Annotated in this window: 13 protein-coding genes; 10 read left to right on the top strand and 3 right to left on the bottom strand. The window is 60.0% G+C overall.

Going from position 1 to position 17023, the window contains the following annotated elements; genetic code table 11:
• Positions 1–115 precede the first annotated feature (115 nt).
• Both CRD18_RS05110 and CRD18_RS05105 read right to left on the bottom strand, forming a co-directional pair.
• Positions 116–985 (bottom strand): DoxX family protein, encoded by an 870-nt coding sequence (locus CRD18_RS05110; protein ID WP_187406566.1) that lies wholly within the window; start codon positions 983–985, stop codon positions 116–118.
• Positions 986–1212: 227 nt separating this feature from the next.
• Entirely contained in the window at positions 1213–1920 is a 708-nt protein-coding gene (locus tag CRD18_RS05105; protein WP_187406565.1) for an MBL fold metallo-hydrolase, read from the bottom strand.
• Between the two features lie 139 nt (positions 1921–2059).
• Between CRD18_RS05105 and uvrA the strand changes: the two genes are divergently transcribed.
• Positions 2060–4912: an excinuclease ABC subunit UvrA gene (gene uvrA / locus CRD18_RS05100; RefSeq protein ID WP_070437626.1), complete on the top strand. Its 2853-nt coding sequence runs from the start codon at positions 2060–2062 to the stop codon at positions 4910–4912.
• A 1-nt stretch (position 4913) separates the two neighbouring features.
• On the opposite strand, the gene CRD18_RS05095 is transcribed toward uvrA, so the two are convergent.
• The gene (locus CRD18_RS05095) at positions 4914–7367 is read right to left on the bottom strand and encodes a DUF2339 domain-containing protein (protein ID WP_070652656.1); all 2454 of its coding nucleotides are present in this window, start codon (positions 7365–7367) and stop codon (positions 4914–4916) included.
• Positions 7368–7778: 411 nt separating this feature from the next.
• Here CRD18_RS05095 and infC point away from each other — a divergent pair, with 411 nt between their 5' ends.
• From infC to argJ, 9 genes are all read left to right on the top strand, one after another.
• Positions 7779–8330 (top strand): translation initiation factor IF-3, encoded by a 552-nt coding sequence (gene infC / locus CRD18_RS05090; RefSeq protein WP_172954614.1) that lies wholly within the window; start codon positions 7779–7781, stop codon positions 8328–8330.
• Positions 8331–8406: 76 nt separating this feature from the next.
• The gene (gene rpmI / locus CRD18_RS05085; RefSeq protein WP_005511726.1) at positions 8407–8601 is read left to right on the top strand and encodes a 50S ribosomal protein L35; all 195 of its coding nucleotides are present in this window, start codon (positions 8407–8409) and stop codon (positions 8599–8601) included.
• A 77-nt stretch (positions 8602–8678) separates the two neighbouring features.
• Positions 8679–9062 carry a 50S ribosomal protein L20 gene (gene rplT, locus CRD18_RS05080; RefSeq protein ID WP_016422904.1) on the top strand — a complete coding sequence of 128 codons (384 nt, stop codon included), beginning with the start codon at positions 8679–8681 and terminating at the stop codon, positions 9060–9062.
• Positions 9063–9245: 183 nt separating this feature from the next.
• Positions 9246–10076, top strand: coding sequence for an RNA methyltransferase (locus CRD18_RS05075; RefSeq protein ID WP_016422903.1), 831 nt, complete (start codon positions 9246–9248; stop codon positions 10074–10076).
• A 98-nt stretch (positions 10077–10174) separates the two neighbouring features.
• Positions 10175–11224, top strand: a complete 1050-nt coding sequence (gene pheS, locus CRD18_RS05070) for a phenylalanine--tRNA ligase subunit alpha (RefSeq protein WP_049170371.1) — start codon at positions 10175–10177, stop codon at positions 11222–11224.
• Positions 11225–11256: 32 nt separating this feature from the next.
• Positions 11257–13749, top strand: a complete 2493-nt coding sequence (pheT, locus tag CRD18_RS05065) for a phenylalanine--tRNA ligase subunit beta (RefSeq protein WP_187406564.1) — start codon at positions 11257–11259, stop codon at positions 13747–13749.
• 27 nt (positions 13750–13776) lie between these two features.
• Positions 13777–14616: a trypsin-like serine protease gene (locus CRD18_RS05060; protein ID WP_070652654.1), complete on the top strand. Its 840-nt coding sequence runs from the start codon at positions 13777–13779 to the stop codon at positions 14614–14616.
• 149 nt (positions 14617–14765) lie between these two features.
• Positions 14766–15806, top strand: a complete 1041-nt coding sequence (gene argC / locus CRD18_RS05055; protein ID WP_187406563.1) for an N-acetyl-gamma-glutamyl-phosphate reductase — start codon at positions 14766–14768, stop codon at positions 15804–15806.
• Positions 15803–17011, top strand: a complete 1209-nt coding sequence (gene argJ / locus CRD18_RS05050) for a bifunctional glutamate N-acetyltransferase/amino-acid acetyltransferase ArgJ (RefSeq protein WP_070560048.1) — start codon at positions 15803–15805, stop codon at positions 17009–17011. The genes argC and argJ overlap by 4 nt, the downstream gene beginning before the upstream one ends.
• Positions 17012–17023 lie beyond the last annotated feature (12 nt).

Here is a 17023-nt window from a genome sequence, read left to right as displayed (position 1 = left end):
TCGCTGAATTAGTGCTAACTGATGTGCTGAATGAATATAAAAATATGAAAACGCTCCCGCACGCGTAGTGGCGTGGGGAGCGTTTAAGTATACCGCCTTAACTGCGGCAGCAAACTTACTGCAGGCGCTTCTGCGCCTTCTTTGCGGACTTCTTGGCCTCCTTGGAAGCCTTGGCTGCGCGCTTGCGCAGTTCCTTGCGCTGCTTGCGAGTGTCCTTCTTGAGATCCTTGCCCAGGTCCTCGGCGTAGTCGCGAGCGTCCTCAGCGAGCTCGGTAGCCTTGGCAATCCAGTCGTCCTTGTTGTCCTCGACGTAGCTCTTAGCGGTGTCGAAGGCGTCGGTGAGCTGCTCGCGCCAGCCGTCCTTGTTGTCCTCGACGTATTCACGAGCCCCATCGGTGGCCTCAGAAGCGCGGTCTCGGAGCTGGCCGGCCTTCTCGCGGACGTTCTCGCCGGCAGAAGCGAAGGCGGCGCTGATTTCCTCAGAGCGCTGCTCGGTCTCGGACTTGGTCGGCAGTGCGGACTGAACCTTCTTGTTCAGCTGCTTGCCAGCCTTCTCGGCGCGCCAAGCGACGCCCGGCTTGCCGTCGGTGTCAGCAGTAGCCAGGAACAGGCCACCCAGCAGGCCAATGTTGGTGAGGAAGCCCGTGCGGCGAGCTGCCTTTTCCTTCTCATCCTGGGTCTCCCAGAATGCGTGGCGAGCCAGCATCGTCGGAACCTGTGCAGCGACCAGGGCGGTTGCGGACAGGCGCGGGGCTTTACCCAGAGCGTAGAGGGAACCAGCAGCGACCTTAGTGCCAGCGATGACCTGGACGACGGTCTTTTCGTTGCGCGGCACGTACTTGTTGTACTGGTTCGGGGTTACGGAGCGGACGCGGGCAATCAGGTCGCGTGCGCCCTCTTCATGATCCTTCTGGTTCATCAGCGTGTCGACACCGTCGGCAACGAAAACCGAGGCCAGCATTGGTCGGGCAAACTTGCGAATCATCTAAATTCCATCTCCTTTGTCGTCCAGGTGAAACCGTGTTTTTGGCCACCTGGTCGCTGTAATTCACTATTAATCCTACGCAGCCTGGCCTAATTATGTCGTGGGAATGACGAGGTTTTCAGGCTCGACTCACCGTATGCTGCAAAAACCAAGCGGACATAGGTCGGCGCCGTCGACTACGCACAGCTCACTACGCTCAGCGAACTACGCACAGTCAGCGCCCATCTCTACCAACCACGCTCGCGCCAGTTCTCCACCTCGGGGCTCTCGACTCCGACCGTGGTGTCCTTACCGTGGCCGGGGTGAATCACCGAGTCGGCGGGGTAGACGTGGAAGACACGGCTCTCGACATCGTCGATAAGCTGCGAAAAATCCTCGGGCGAGTACGTTTTACCGACGCCGCCGGGGAAGATGCTGTCACCGACGAAGAGGTGGTGTGACGGGGTGTCGTCGGAAAGCGCGCCGGTTTCCTTGGCGGACAGGTCGAGACAGAGGCCGCCTTTGGTGTGCCCGCGCAGGATGAACATGGGAAGCGTGATGCCCTGGCCGAAAGTAATGGTCTCGCCGCCGTCGAGCTGCTGGTCGGCGGGCTCGGGAATGTCGGCAGCGTCGAGGCTGGACGTGATGTGGCGGGCCGGGAATGCCTGTAGAAGTTCGCCGAGCGCCTGGACGTGATCGCCGTGGGAGTGCGTGGTGACAATCGTGCGCACCTGCGCGCCGACGTGCTCAACCAGGCGGATTAGGTGCTCGGCGTCGGTGGCGGCGTCGATAAGTAGAGAACTGTCGGGCTCGCGGGAGTCGACCAAAAGGTAGACGTTGTTGTCCATCGGTCCGACGGAGGTCTTATAAATAGTGACATTGCCGTAGTCAATGCGTTCAACGCCGCGCGTGCTCGGCGCGTTGGAGTAGGGGCTAATTGTAATGACGTCGTTCATGCGCCCCAGGGTAATGAGGTGTCTGTCGGCGCGCTAGGAACGCAACGTAACCGCGAGTCTCTGAACACATGTGCGAAAAACTGGTTATGGACTGTAGACTAGTCGGCAGTGAATCGTCGACGAATTGAGGTTTCCCACTGTGGCTGAACGTCTAGTGGTCAGAGGCGCCCGCGAGCATAACCTGCAGGGTGTTGACATCGATTTGCCCAGAGACAAGATGGTGGTTTTCACCGGTCTGTCGGGGTCGGGTAAATCGTCACTGGCATTTGACACAATCTTCGCCGAGGGCCAGCGCCGTTACGTGGAGTCGCTGAGCTCCTATGCGCGCATGTTCCTGGGACAGATGGAAAAACCCGATGTAGAGATGATTGAGGGGCTCTCGCCGGCGGTGTCGATCGACCAGAAGTCGACGAACCGCAACCCGCGCTCGACCGTCGGAACCATCACAGAAGTGTATGACTACCTGCGTCTGCTCTACGCGCGCACCGGTACTCCGCACTGTCCGACCTGTGGGGAAGTAATCTCCTCACAGACTCCACAGCAGATTGTCGATCAGGTCATGGAGATGCCGGAGGGCACCAAATTCCAGGTCCTCGCACCCGTCGTGCGCACGCGCAAGGGTGAATTCGTCGACCTGTTTGAACGCCTCGCATCCGAGGGATACGCGCGTGTCATCGTCGATGGTGAAATGCACCGTCTAACGGATCCGCCGAAGCTGAAGAAGCAGGTCAAGCATGACATTGACGTGGTCATTGACCGTCTCCAGGTGAAGGAGTCGCAGCAGCGCAGGCTCACCGATTCCGTCGAAACGGCGCTTCTGCTTGCCGACGGCGTCGTGGTCATCGACGCCGTCGGGCTAGAGGCGGACGACCCGCGTCGAACCCAGCGGTTCTCGGAGAAGATGGCCTGCCCGAATGGGCACCGTATTGCTATCGATGAGTTGGAGCCACGGTCGTTTTCCTTTAACTCGCCGTATGGTGCGTGCCCGGAGTGTGACGGTATCGGTACCAAGCTGGAGGTGGACACGGACCTGGTGATTCCAGATCCGTCGCTGCCGACGATTGAGGCGATTGCGCCGTGGCGGCAGACGCTGAACAAGAAGTACTTTGAAAAGCTGGTTGAAGGCCTCGCCACCGAGATGAGCTTCGACCCGACCACGCCTTTCGAAGACCTCACAGCGCCGCAGCGCAAGGCCCTGCTGCATGGTTCCAGCCACAAGGTCACGGTGCGTTACCGCAATCGCTACGGCCGTACTCGCCAGTACACCGCACCTTTCGAAGGCGTGATGCCGTACCTGCACCGCAAGCTGTCACAGGCGGAGAGCGACTCTCAGAAGGAGCGTTTCCAGGGGTACATGCGTGAGGTGCCGTGCCCGGCATGTAGCGGTACTCGTTTGCGTCCGGAGATTCTTTCGGTGACGTTGGATTCGGCGGAGTTCGGGCAGAAGAATATTGCCGAGCTGACAGAGCTATCGGTTCACGATGGCTCGGCATTCCTGAATTCGCTGACTCTGGGCAAGCGCGAGGAAATGATTGCCGGGCGTGTTCTGCGTGAGGTGCAGGCTCGTCTGAAATTCCTGCTTGACGTTGGCCTGGATTATCTGTCCCTGTCTCGTTCGGCAGGCACGCTGTCCGGTGGTGAAGCGCAGCGAATTCGTCTGGCCACACAGATTGGTTCGGGGCTCGCTGGCGTGCTCTACGTCTTGGATGAGCCCTCGATTGGTCTTCACCAGCGTGATAACAACCGTCTAATCAAGACTCTGAAAAACCTGCGCGACCTGGGCAATACCCTGATTGTGGTCGAGCATGATGAGGACACGATTCGCGAGGCCGATTGGCTGGTCGACATTGGGCCAAAGGCCGGTGAATACGGTGGACAAATCGTCTACCAGGGTGAACCGTCTGGCATCGTTGACTGCGAGGAATCACTGACAGGTGCGTATCTCTCGGGTCGTCGGGTATTGGCGGTGCCGGAGAACCGTCGTGCGATTGATAAGTCGCGCATGGTGACGGTCAAGGGCGCTCGCGAAAACAACCTGAAGAAGATTGACGTGAAGTTCCCCCTCGGCGTGTTGACCTGCGTTACGGGTGTTTCCGGGTCCGGCAAGTCCACCTTGGTCAACGAAATCCTGGCCAAGGTGATGAGCAACGAGCTCAACGGTGCTCGTCAGGTGCCGGGTCGACACAGCCGCGTGGAGGGGTTGGATCAGCTGGACAAGCTGGTGCAAGTTGATCAGTCGCCGATTGGTCGCACCCCGCGTTCCAACCCAGCGACGTACACCGGTGTGTTCGACAAGATCCGCAACCTCTTCGCCGAGACGCAAGAGGCCAAGGTTCGTGGCTATAAGCCCGGTCGATTCAGCTTCAACGTCAAGGGCGGCCGCTGTGAGGCGTGTAAGGGCGACGGCACCATCAAGATTGAGATGAACTTCCTGCCGGACGTCTATGTGCCTTGCGAGGTTTGCCACGGCGCGCGCTACAACCGCGAAACGCTGGAGGTTCGTTACAAGGGCAAGACCATCGCTGAGGTTCTGGACATGCCCATCTCCGAGGCAGCGGAGTTCTTCGAGCCGATTCAGTCGATTGCGCGTTATCTCAATACGCTTGTCGACGTCGGCCTGGGCTATGTCCGTCTCGGGCAGGCGGCAACCACGCTCTCGGGTGGTGAGGCTCAGCGCGTGAAGTTGGCCAGTGAGCTGCAGAAGCGCTCCAATGGCCGGACGGTCTACATCTTGGATGAGCCGACCACGGGGCTGCATTTTGAGGACATCCGCAAGCTCATGTTGGTGTTGCAGGGCCTGGTGGACAAGGGCAACACCGTCATTGTCATTGAGCACAATTTGGATGTCATCAAGTCTGCGGATTGGATCATCGACATGGGGCCGGAAGGCGGCTCCGGCGGTGGCACCGTGGTTGTAGAGGGCACGCCGGAGGATGTCGCGAACTGTTCCGGCTCCCACACCGGGCAGTACCTGAAGCCGCTGCTTAAGTAGCTTAGGTAGTCGGCTCGTTTCCGTCGGAAATTCCAGGACCGCCGGTGCGGGTGAAGCCTTCCAGTCTGTCAGCAGCGGGGTCGGCATCTGCTGCGCCGCTCGCGCCGGCAGCGTCGGCAGCAGTGCCGGCAGCGTCAGTATCGCTGGCGGTGCCGTCACGCTCCGGTGCCGCCGGCTCCTCGGCACTCTTCTGCTTCGCCCCGGAGACCGCCATGGCCAGCAGAATCAAACCACAGCCGAGGAACGCCAAGGCGCGGATAACGCCATCGAGTGTTGCCATGTCGTAGAAGATCAGCTTGACGATAGACAGCGCCGCAATCGTCAAACCCGCTGCCAGTCGCGCCGGAATGTGGTGGAACCTCTTCGATAGCACCAGCATGCCGGCAATCGTGGCCCAGAAAATACTCAGCAACATGTGTGCAGCATTGAAGCTCACGCCAATAGTTGTGAGCAGCACGATAAATGGCATACCCAGTGCAGCCAGGCCAATCAGTGCAAAAGCTGGCGGTAGCTGCGACCTCGCTGCCGTCACGGCCAGGCCGACGTCGGCGCACAGCAGGAACAACAGCGAAAGCATTTCTGCCCACGTTGCCGAGTAGTCGTCCGCAGCACCGGCATTCAATGCTGCGGGCAGGATGTAGAGGTGTACTACCGTTGCGCCGAGCAGCCAGGTCAGTGCCGCAATCTTTGTATATGGTGCCACGGCATCCCGGGTTGGTTCAGGAGCCTGTAGTCGTGCGCCAATCGCGCCGTGCTTCGGTGCTGTGGCCAGCGCCCAGACAAAAAGCGCGGCACCGATGGAGATTGGGATGAGACCCCAAGTGTGGGTTCCAGTATCGGTTCCTGAGCTCCTTTCCGGGCCTGCCACCGCGAGCGCTAGCCAGGGCAGGATTGCCGTGGCCAAGGCCATTGGGGCGAGATAGCGGAAGATGGCACGGTTCCAAAGGAATACTGCAGCAATTGCGATGAACAGCACGAATCCGCCGTAGAACAGCAGCCAGAGGCTGGAGGCGGACTGTGCGGCGTTGACCATTGGGACTGCAGCTACAACCGGAGTCGAGAAGGCAACTACTGACGTGATGGTGACCAGATCGTCTTCCCAAGTGCTGGTTTCCGAAGGCTCGTCGTCAAGCTCGGGAGTGAGTTGGCGAGTCAACGCCAGCGGACCGAACTGGGCAAACACGAAAAGGGCAATGGTGAGTGCGGCGATTGCGGGCATCACCAGTGCATTGTTGGTCGTGATTACGCCGATGAGAACGTTTGCGCCGAGCAGGAATGCGACTACGTACTTCCGGAAGGGGACGTTCAGGAGGCAGACGATAGCGGCGATGACCATCAGTTGAAGGGTGATTTGCGCGAGCGAAGAGCTCAGCGGGCGGGCGTGGAAGTTGAGGCCGATCGTCGCCCACAGCATTAATCCGGTGTTGATTGTGATTGTCCACGCCGCGGTTGCACTCGACTTCGTCCACCGCGCGCCGTATAGACCGACTGCGGCGAAAGGCAGCATGATGACCAGCGTCGCGGCCACCGGAATCCAGTCGAGGAGGTAGGACATCGACATCGTTGTCAGGTGCGCAGCGGCTAGTGATGTCGCAATCAACGCCGTCACACCAGCAGGCGGTGCTTGACGACGGTGCGCTCGCACAGCCGCGACCGCGAGCACAGCGGCCAACAAGTAAGCCAGGACCACACGACCGGCCGGTCCAATCAGGCCGGATTGGATTGCGACCGCGACGAAAAACGCGATACCGGCAGCGGTGATGAGACCACCGAAGATGGCGATGATTCTGATGATTGCCTTCTCGTTGCGCCACCAGGGCTCGCGAGGTTCGCGCGATGCCTCTGGCAGCTTCGGTGGCGGGGTGGAGTCTGTGGGAGAAGACTGTGGCGACTTCGAATCCCGCCGCCATTGGTGGGCAGAGGGGAAGCCGAACATCGGCTGCGCAGTTGCGTCGCTCTGTGGCAGGGGTGCTGGTTGGTTCCGCCAGTCAGCTTGCGTTGGCGGTGGTGGCACCTGCATCTGCTGAGACTGCTGGGGATACTGCGGTGTGGTCAGTGCCTGCTCAGCCTGCGGTTCCCAACGGGGAGGAGGCGCCTGCTCTAGTGGCGGACTGTGTGCTGGCGGCGGTTGCGGATTGTGTTGAGGTGTCCCTTGAGGTGCAGCATGGGGCGGCGCTTGAGGTGCTGGCGCAGATTCCGTGCCCATAGTTTGAGGCGAGCGCGGTACGGTCGGCTCGTGCTCGCTTGCCTGGGAAAGGCGTACCTGCCAAGTATGGGTGAGCTGAGCCAGCCGAAGCGAGCTAGCCTCGAGATCTGCCAGAGCATGGGAAAGCTCTGAGACGGAGTCGCCGGTCAGGACAAAATCGCCGGTCGGTGGCTTGCCGTATCGGGCGGAATGCTGATTAGGATTGGTGTTCTCGGCTTTAGGGCCAAAGCCGTTGGAGCCAGTATTCATTGTGACGACTTTAATCGTGTTTGGCCTAAAAACTATGGAGAGAATCTACCAATCTGATTACAATTCGGATTGCGCTATTTAGCGCTCGGTTTCGCGCCGGGGAGCTGATGGTAAATAACCTGGCATAAGAGTCGGTTTTGGTGTGCGAGAACAGCTGTGTTAACATCTCGTCTACGACCGCCAGAATGCGATGCTTGCTGCCTTCGGGGAGCATTTAGTTGCATTCGGCAGCGAAGAGGATTTAAGTCCCACCCTAGGTGCGCCAAAGAATTACGGTAGCGCCGGGGTCCACCCTAATCGGTGATGTCACATCGCACGATTGGAAGGCGTCCTTATACAGTGTGTAGTAATCCGCTGTAGACGCGTGGCTTTTCTTCCTTTCCCGCTTGCTATCGCGGTTTGAAACGAAGATTGTTCAGGTTCAACCTAGGAGGCCACATCAGCGCTGAAGCTCGTATTAACGAGGATATTCGAGTACCGGAAGTCCGCCTTGTAGGACCGAATGGTGAGCAGGTGGGCGTTGTCCGCACCGGTGACGCACTCAAGCTCGCTTACGAAGCAGACCTTGACCTGGTTGAGGTTGCTCCGCGAGCAAAGCCGCCGGTCGCCAAGATTATGGACTACGGCAAGTTCAAGTACGAACAAGCCCAGAAGGCACGCGAGGCTCGAAAGAACCAGCAGCAGACTGTGGTCAAGGAGCAGAAGTTCCGTCCGAAGATTGATGACCACGACTACGAAACCAAGAAGAACAACGTTGTTCGTTTCTTGGAGAAGGGTTCGAAGGTCAAGGTCACGATTATGTTCCGTGGCCGTGAACAGTCTCGTCCAGAACTGGGATTCCGCCTGTTGGAGCGTCTGGCCGCCGATGTCGAAGAGTACGGCATTGTCGAGTCTCGCCCGAAGCAGGACGGTCGCAACATGACTATGGTCCTGGGGCCGGTTCGGAATAAGGGTAAGAAGTAACCGACCTGACCAGAAATGGTTGTAAACGAGATTTTTGCGCCACGAGCGTCAAAGATCGGTAGGGGAGAGTTTTAACATGAAGCAGAAGACCCACAAGGGCACCGCAAAGCGCATCAAGGTTACCGGTTCCGGCAAGCTGCGCCGCGAGCAGGCTAACCGCCGCCACCTCCTGGAGGGCAAGCCGTCCACTCGTACCCGTCGCCTGAAGGGCACCACGGACGTTGCTAAGTCGGACGTCAAGCGCGTCAAGCGTCTGCTGGGCAAGGCTTAGTTTTTCAAGTCTCGTCCCAGGGCAATCGCCCTCTTAATTTCACTAGTTCTTAAAGACAACGAAAAGGAAGTATCACCGTGGCACGTGTGAAGCGGTCTGTTAACGCTAAGAAGAAGCGTCGCGAAGTTCTCGATTCCGCAAAGGGCTACCGTGGTCAGCGCTCCCGCCTGTACCGCAAGGCCAAGGAGCAGATGCTCCACTCCAAGACCTACGAGTTCCGCGATCGCCGCCACCGTAAGGGTCAGTTCCGTCGTCTGTGGATTCAGCGCATCAACGCTGCTGCCCGCGCTAACGACATCACCTACAACCGCTTCGTCCAGGGTCTGAACCTGGCTGGCGTTGAGGTTGACCGTAAGAACCTGGCTGAGATGGCTGTCAACGACCCGCAGGCATTCGCTGCTCTGGTCAAGGTCGCTAAGGATGCTCTGCCGGAGGACGTCAACGCTCCTGCTGCTAAGTAAAGCAGCTACGAGGTAACTCGTACGTAGCGTCGGCAAGCGCCTGCGACCGGCAGTGCGCCTGCCAACATCTTTGAAAAACCACCGTCGATTGGGTTAACGAATAACCTCGACGGTGGTTTTTCGTATCCGCACTGGCCTGCTGGCGGTTATGAATCCCGAGCCGCATCACTAGGATTAATCACTATGAACTCTGCGCTGTACTTCAACGACGAGCCGTTTACTCCTCGCACCCCGCGAGTCTCGGCGGCTATTCAGCTCCACCGTGCGGCCAAGCGGAAGAAGGCCGGGCGCTTCCTCATCGAGGGCTTCAATTCCGTCGATGCGGCTATCCGCGCAGAGGCTGTCGTAGAAATTTTCGTCACCGCTGCCGCCGCCGAGCAGTTCCGCGAGCTGCTCACGGGGTATCTCGAATCGGGGACGCAGCGTAAGTCTGTTTCGCTTATCGACGCCGCCGCCGCCCGCTCTTTAAGTGAAACTGTCACCACCACCGGACTCTTCGCTGTCTGCGACACAGGTGCGGTGTCCATTTCGTTGGAAGAGGCCATTGAGGTTGGAAAGCAGTCCGGCTGTCTGGTGATTCCGGTGGAGTGCAATGACCCGGGTAATGTCGGCACGATTGTGCGTATGACTGATGCTCTCGGAGCTGGTGCGGTTATCCTTGCTGGCGATTCGGTTGACCCGTTGAATTCTAAGGCCGTGCGTTCGTCGGCAGGTTCTGTTTTTCATACCCCTGTCGCACGCGAGCGCGATATTGATGTCGTTATGGAGAAAGTCAGGGAAGCGGGCTTTACCACCCTCGCCACGGCGATGGATGGCGCTCTCACGCTCGGCGTTGATGCGCTTCCCGACGGTCCCGTCGCCTGGCTTTTCGGCAACGAAGCCCATGGCCTGTCGGAGGAGATTACGGCCTCGGCGGGGGCAAGTGTGTCCATCCCGATTAAGGGCGAGGCAGAGTCGTTGAACCTCGCCACCGCAGCGGCCATGTGCCTGTGGGAGACGGTTCGGGGTAAGTAGGAAACCTCGATGGTGAGGTGCATGCACGTGTGCAGTTATCCTCGACTATGATTGTTCCATCACAAGAACTGATAGTCCTATATAGAAGTGGTTGACACGTGAGCGATTCGCCAAATCCTATCGATCTTTCCGAGGAAGCCCTCCAGGCGGCTGCGCAGAAGGCCACGGGTGCCTTTGATGCTGCCGGCAACCTGGATGAGCTTTCTGCCGCCCGCCGTGAGCACTTGGGGGATGAAGGCTACATTCCGCAGGCTCGCCGCGCGCTGGGCTCCATTCCGAAGGCTGAGCGCAAGGATGCTGGTCGTCGCGTAAATGTTGTTCGCGGAGCCGTCGAAAAGCACTATGCTGAGCGTCTTGCAGTGCTGGAGGAAGAGGAAAACGCGCGTCGCCTGGTCGCGGAGCGTATCGACGTGTCGGTGGACACCACGCAGAGTCAGCGTGGCGGTATGCACCCAATTACCATCCTGTCCGAGCAGATTGGTGACATCTTCGTGGGCATGGGCTGGGAAATCGCCGAGGGCCCAGAGGTCGAAGCCGAGTACTTCAACTTTGACGCGCTGAACTTCCTGCCGGATCACCCGGCTCGTACTCTGCAGGATACTTTCCACATTGCGCCGGAAGGATCCAAGCAGGTGCTGCGTACGCACACCTCGCCGGTCCAGGTTCGCACTCTGCAGTCACGTGACCTGCCGATTTACGTTATCTGCCCGGGCCGTACCTTCCGCACCGATGAGCTCGACGCCACCCACACCCCGGTCTTCCACCAGGTGGAGGGACTCGCTGTGGACAAGGGGCTGACCATGGGGCACCTGCGCGGCACGCTGGATCACATGGCAAAGGCGCTGTTCGGTCCGGAGACCAAGACCCGCATGCGCACCAACTACTTCCCGTTCACTGAACCGTCCGCTGAGGTTGACGTCTGGTTCCCGAATAAGAAGGGCGGCGCAGGCTGGATCGAGTGGGGTGGCTGCGGCATGGTCAACCCGAACGTGCTGCGGGCCTCTGGCATTGACCCGGAGGTGTACTCGGGCTTCGCGTTCGGCATGGGCCTGGAGCGCACCCTGCAGTTCCGCAATGGCCTGACTGACATGCGCGACATGGTCGAAGGCGACGTCCGCTTCACGCAGCCGTTCGGTATCCGCGGCTAATTCACTGACCTACAGATAGGAGTTTTACTTACATGTTCATTCCACAGTCGTGGGTCACTGAAATCGTTCGCGGCCCAGAGAACACCATCAACCCGGACTGGTCCGTTACCCCGGACGAGTTGGATGAGGGCTTTGTCCGCGTTGGTTTTGAAACCGAGGGGCACGAGCCGCTGGAGAAGGTCGAGGGGCCGCTGGTTTTCGGTCGCGTCGACCACATTGAGGAGCTCGAGGGCTTTAAGAAGCCAATTCGCTTCTGTCAGGTCAATGTCGGTGATGCCAATGGCACCGGCGAGCTGCAGGAGATCATCTGTGGTGCCCGCAACTTCGAAGAGGGCTCCATTGTTATCGTCGCGCTGCCGGGCTGCGTGCTGCCGGGTGGGTTCGAGATTTCCGCACGGAAGACTTACGGCAAGGTTTCCAACGGCATGCTCTGCTCCGAAGCTGAGCTGGGTATGACCGATTCCTCCGCCGGTATTCTGACGCTGCCGTCGGCCCCAGCTGAGCTGGGTTCGTGCGCTAAGGAATTCATCGGTCTCGATGACGAGAAGTTCGAGGTCAACATCACCCCGGACCGCGGTTACGCGCTGTCGGCCCGCGGTCTGGGCCGCGAGATCTGCTCCGCCTTCAACCTCGACTTCGCCGATCCAGCCAAGGTCAACGAGCTGCCGGTCGAAGGTGAGGTCCTGAACGTCACTATCGACGAGGACACCGACACCCGCCGCTTTGGTCTGCGCCGAGTCACCGGCATCGACCCGAACGCCGAGACCCCGTGGTGGATGCGTCGCCGCCTGCTGCTGGCTGGTCAGCGTCCGGTCAACGTGGCCACGGACGTCACCAACTATGTGATGCTACTGCTCGGTCAGCCGATGCACGCTTTCGACGGTTCCAAGATCGCTGGTGGCCTGCACATCCGCAACGCTAAGGCCGGCGAGACTCTGACCACTCTCGACCACGTGGACCGCAAGCTCGACCCGGCGGACGTTGTCATCTGCGACGACAACGGTATTCAGTCGCTGGCCGGCATCATGGGTGGTCTCACCTCCGAGATCGCCGACGACACCACCGATGTTGTCTTCGAGGCCGCCAACTGGTCGCCGCTGCACGTCTTCCGCAGTGGTCGCCGCCACAAGCTGAGCTCTGAGGCTTCACGACGTTTCGAGCGCGGCGTGGACACCGCTCTGGTCGAGCCGGCTTTGGATCTGGCCTGCCAGCTGCTCGCTGACATCGCCGGCGGCACTATCGACACTGGTCGCACCCTGCTCGGTGAGGTTGCCGCCATGCCGACTATTGACTTTGCCGTCAACCGCGCCAGCGAAGTTGCGGGCGTTGATTACCCGCGTGAGACCGTCATTGGACGCCTGCGCGAGGTCGGTTGCGAGGTCGTCGACAACGGTGACCGCCTGGCTGTCACTCCGCCGACCTGGCGCTCGGACCTGACCATGTCCGCTGACCTGGTTGAGGAAATCCTACGTCTGGAGGGCCTGGAAGACATTCCGGTTATCCTCCCAATCGCCCCGGCCGGTCGCGGTCTGACCGAGCGTCAGCTGCGTCGCCGCTTCGTCGGCCACGCGCTGGCTCACAATGGCTACCTGGAGATTCTGCCGACACCGTTCATTGCCAACGATGTCTTCGACGTCTGGGGCCTGGACGCTGATGACCCGCGTCGTAACACCGTCAAGGTCATCAACCCGTTGGAGTCCGACCACGCTCAGCTGGGCACGACTCTGCTGCCGTCCATGCTTGAATCGCTGAAGCGCAATGTTGCTCGCGGCCAGGTCGACCTGTCGCTCTACGGTGTGGAGCAGGTATCCATCGAGCGCGGTAACGGTGTCTCGCCGATGCCGTCTACCGCGGGTCTGCCGAGCGAGGCCGAGCGCGCCGAGCTGCTGGACTCGCTGCCGGAGCAGCCGCTGCACGTCGCCACTGTCGCCTGCGGTCGTATCCGCCTGGATAGCCCGTGGGGTGACGAGGCCGCGTACACCGTCGCGGACGCCATCGAAGCCGCGCAAGCCGTAGCCCGTGCTGCCAACGTCGAGCTGGAGATCCGCAACGCTGAGGTGCTGCCGTGGCACCCGGGCCGCTGCGCTGAGCTGCTTGTCGACGGCGAGGTCGTCGGCCACGCCGGTGAGCTGCACCCGAAGGTGTGCAAGGACGCTGGTCTGCCGGAGCGCACCTGCGCGATGGAGATTAATCTCGATGCACTGCCAGTGACGGAGCACCTGCCGGCGCCGGTACTCAGCCCGTTCCCGGCTGTCCACCAGGACGTCGCGCTTGTTGTCAGCGATGAGGTCTCCGCCGCAGAGGTGGAGAAGACTCTGGTGGAAGGTGCCGGTGAGCTCCTCGAATCCATTCGTATCTTCGATGTTTACCGTTCCGAGCAGATGGGCGAAGGCGTTCGCTCACTGGCGTACTCCCTGCGTTTCCGCGCACCGGACCGTACGCTGAAGGAAGAGGAAGCTTCCGCAGCTCGTGAAGCGGCCATTGAGCTGGCCACTACCCGTCATGGCGCTCAGTTGCGCGGCTAAAAGGGGAGACCACAGGGAGAGATACCCATGATTGGCATCTTGCGGCACCGCGGCAACAGGCTGAATAGCGCAGAGGCGCGAGAGCAGCGCGTTGGGGCGTGCGCTGTGAGCAGCGCGAAGCCTGCGGCGACTGTGGCTGCAGCTGCTGTCACGGCAGGTCTATTGCTCACCGGCGCGCCGAGTGCGGCTGCGCTGGTTGGCGGGGAGGCTGCTGCGCCTAGTGTGGCGGCGGACTCCGTGGTGGCGATCATGGTCCGGACCAGTCCCCATACCGGAAACTTTTGCACAGGAACTGCAATCGCCCCGCAGTGGGTAATGACCGCCGCCCACTGCGTGCGTGATGTCCCGCAGCAGGCTGGGGAAGTAGAGGTCGGTTTCGGTCAGGATTCCCACCGTGTTCCTATCGATAGCTGGGAAATTGCGCCCACCGGTGACGTAGCGCTTGTTCACCTTGCGGGCGACGCAGCTCTTCCGGGGTATCCCGCAATGGAACGTCGTCAAGCGTTTTCGGAGCAAGAAACGGCAGGCACGGTCTATGGGCGATCGCTGCTCGGCGATGTTGCGGATGGCACGCTGCCGTCGGCGACCGTCACCGCTTCGATGTGTCCGGTGAAGTATCAACAGTGCGTGCGGGAAGACTCGGTGTTGGCGCGCATGGAGCGCCCCGCGGCGTTGCAGGTAGGCGATTCGGGCGGACCGCTTTTTATCGACGGCCAGCTAGCGGCGGTGTTCTCGGGCGCGGTGGCTTTTGATGGCAGCGTCGCACCGGAGGAGTCAGGTTACTATCTCTACACCACGACGTCATCGGTGGCGCAGTGGGCAGATGGCGTGATGAGTCAGGAGCCAAGCGTCGCGTTCGTTGAGTAATCTGCCGTGCTCGGCGAACGCGATGTATGTACCGACGACGGCGTTATATTCATAAATCACTCACGTCACATTGGTAGGATTCCAGCACTTTGGCAACGAATTCTATGAATATCTTGCAACGCAGTGAATAAAAGTGTTGAATGTTTGACATGAGTATTTCCGTTGCCATTGCCGGTGCGACCGGTTACGCAGGAGGAGAGATCCTCCGCATCCTGTTGTCGCACCCGGCGTACCTTTCCGGCGAACTAACCATCGGCGCACTGACGGGAGCATCCAACGCGGGTGCTCGTGTGGGCGACATTATGCCTCATGTGGCACCTTTGGCTGACCGTCGTATTGAGCCGACTAATGGTGACACACTCGCTGGACATGACGTGGTGTTCCTCGGTCTGCCCCACGGTCATTCGGCTGCGATTGCAGAGCAGTTGGGGGATGACACGGTGATTATTGACTGCGGCGCGGATTTCCGCCTGCAGGATGCCGCTGAGTGGGAGCACTACTACGGCTCGGAGTACGCCGGTACCTGGACTTACGGTATTCCAGAGCTGCCGGGCAACAGGGAAGTAGTGGCTGCTTCGAAGCGCATTGCTGTGCCGGGTTGTTTCCCCACTGGGGGTACAATTACGGCGCTGCCGGCAGTTGCAAAGAACCTGGTTAAGCCGGACCTGTCCGTTGTTTCCATCACCGGTACCTCCGGTGCGGGCAAGAAGGCGGCTGTGCCCCTGCTCGGGTCCGAGGTTATGGGCAATCTCCGCGCCTACAACACTGCGGGCAGGCACCGCCACACCGCAGAGTTCCTGCAGAACCTCAAACCGTACGCAGAGGATCTCACCGTCAGCTTCACGCCCGTACTCGCCCCGACGTCGCGCGGCATTCTCACCACTATTACCGCCCCGCTTGTCGACGGGGTTACGGAGGCAGCCGCACGGGAAGCCTACCTCGAGTTCTACAAGGATGAGCCGTTTGTGCAGGTGTTGGCCGAAGGGCTGCTGCCGCAGACACAGTCGGTAATTGGCTCTAACTTGGTTCAGATTCAGGTCGAGGTAGATGAACGCGCCAAGCGCCTGGTGCTGACCTCGGCGATTGACAATCTGACAAAGGGCACCGGTGGTGCCGCAGTTCAGTGCATGAATTTGGTTACTGGACAGAATGAAACTGCAGGACTTCCCCTGGTAGGAGTTGCCCCATGATGAAGGAAGAAAAAGAAGGTCTTGTCAACGTCGCTGGTGACGAAGGCGGCGTATGTGCACCTCAGGGGTTCGCGGCCAGCGGTGTCATTGCCGGCATCAAGGTCAGCGGAAACCCGGACATGGCGCTCATCGTAAACCAGGGGCCGGAGAAGACCGCGGCGGCTGTCTTTACCACCAACCGTGTCCAGGCTGCGCCGGTGACGGTATCCAAGAAGCACATCGCTGACGGCAAGCTGTCGGCAGTGGTGCTGAACTCCGGCAATGCCAACGCCTGCAATGGTCAGCCGGGTATTGCCGACGCCCTCGAAGTTTGCCAAAAGGTCGCAGATGGGCTCGGCGTCGACGTTACCGAGATTGGCGCCTGTTCCACTGGCTTGATTGGTGACCGGTTGCCGATGGACATTGTGCTGGCAGGTGTGCCGAAGCTGATTGAGAAACTGGGCGGCGATGTCGCCGCAGGTACGGCTGCAGCAGAGGCCATCTTGACCACTGACTTGGTGGCAAAGCAGGCCGTTGCGCATGGTGACGGATTCACTGTCGGTGCTATGGGCAAGGGTGTTGGCATGATTAGCCCGTCGATGGCCACGATGCTCGGTGTGATTACGACGGATGCGTCGGTAAGCGCAGAAATGGCGCACGAGGCTATTGCCAAGGCGAGCGAGGTTACGTTTAACCGCCTAGATATTGATGGCTCCACATCCACCAATGACACCGTCATCATTTTGGCCAACGGTGCCTCTGGCGTGAAGCCCTCGCAGGAGGAGCTCGATCAGGCAGTGCTCAGCGTGTGTGATTCCATCGCACGCCAGATGCAGTCGGACGCCGAAGGCGTGACCAAACGTGTGTCGGTGACCGTGCGTGGCACCGGTGGCGCTGAAGATGCCCTGGTAGCTGCTCGCATTATCGGCCGCGACAACCTCTTCAAGTGTGCGATGTTCGGTTCGGACCCGAACTGGGGTCGTGTGTTGGCGGCTGTCGGCACCGCGCCGGTGGATATGGATCCGGAGCACATCACGGTTTCCTTCAACGGTCACGTAGTCTGTCGCGATACTGGTGGCACGCCTGATGCTCGTGAAGTGGATCTGTCCGGCAAGGACATCGCCGTTGAGGTTGACCTCGGTACTGGTAATCCGGAAGAGGCCACGATTCGTACGACGGACCTTTCCCACGATTACGTTCACATCAACTCGGCATATTCGTCCTAAAGGTTTTGAGGA

This window comes from Corynebacterium sp. LK31 (genome assembly GCF_014335015.1).
Lineage (GTDB): Bacteria > Actinomycetota > Actinomycetes > Mycobacteriales > Mycobacteriaceae > Corynebacterium > Corynebacterium jeikeium_D.
This window is presented reverse-complemented; position numbering and strand designations above follow the sequence as displayed.